This is a genomic window from Methylobacterium indicum (genome assembly GCF_001043895.1).
Classification (GTDB): Bacteria; Pseudomonadota; Alphaproteobacteria; order Rhizobiales; family Beijerinckiaceae; genus Methylobacterium; species Methylobacterium indicum.
The window spans coordinates 1-896 of record NZ_JTHF01000205.1 but is presented as its reverse complement, the minus strand read 5'-3'; the positions used below and the strand labels follow the sequence as shown (position 1 = coordinate 896).

Below are 896 nucleotides of genomic sequence, written 5' to 3'. Positions count from 1 at the left end.
CGCCACCACGTCCCCGTCCCAGAGATACGCCGCTCCCGCTACAGGCGACCGCACGAAATTCTAAATGAAGCATATTATTCATCGTAGCGTGTATTGAATCTGCTTGCCTTACTACGCAAATACAATTTTTTGTGTTCTTCAAGACTATCTTTATTCGCACCCCCAAAATATTTTGGATTTATTGATTGGATCGGGTCATCTTCCCATCCGCACACTGAACACAATTCATATGTCCCCAGATCTTCGATCGTAAGATTCCCACAGCAGGGGCATGGGTTTAGAAATTCCGACATTTTACACATTCCTATTGCATGTTCCAGTAGGCAACACCACCGCTCGGTCTGAACATAGTTCTCAAAGAACCTTTGATATCAATAACTGCAAATGTGTTGCTTGAAGGAGAGTAAAGCAATTTGTCGCCATTCGATGCTCGCAACTTGGTCAGCGCATCCCCTGGCGGATTTGTTACAAAATCTTGCGCGCCCCTAACATATTGAAGTGAATTTCTATATTCCGGGAATTCCGGTGCATGCTTTTTCCAGTGTCCATATGCATTCTCGGCGGAATTTTTATTTTTTGTTGCCGTCCAAAAAGGGCAGCATTTTAGCCCCAGGGGATCTACAAAGCTTATAGGTTGTAATACATAGGCTGATGATTGTGCTCCCCCATACAAGCCAGTTGGGTCAGAGCTAGCATACTGCCCCGCCAGCGGATCGTAGTAGCGGAACCGATTGTAGACGAGCCCCGTCTCGACATCGGCCCACTGCCCCTGGAACCGGATCGGGCATACCAGCATCGCCTCGGCCGCAGCCGGCGTCTCCTCCAGCGCCAGGCCACCCCAGACCCGGCCCAACGTCCGGCGGGGCCCCCAGCCACCCCCGCCGCGGTTGTCGTTG

The 896-nt window shown here is 50.9% G+C and carries 2 protein-coding genes; both read right to left on the bottom strand.

The annotated features are described in order from the left end of the window. Nucleotides 1-74: 74 nt before the first annotated feature. Complete coding sequence (locus QR78_RS36745; protein ID WP_082172204.1) at nucleotides 75-293, bottom strand: CPCC family cysteine-rich protein; 219 nt, start codon at nucleotides 291-293, stop codon at nucleotides 75-77. Nucleotides 294-304: 11 nt separating this feature from the next. After that, nucleotides 305-896: RHS repeat-associated core domain-containing protein (locus tag QR78_RS36535; RefSeq protein WP_202972803.1), on the bottom strand; the 592-nt coding region annotated here is incomplete at its 5' end.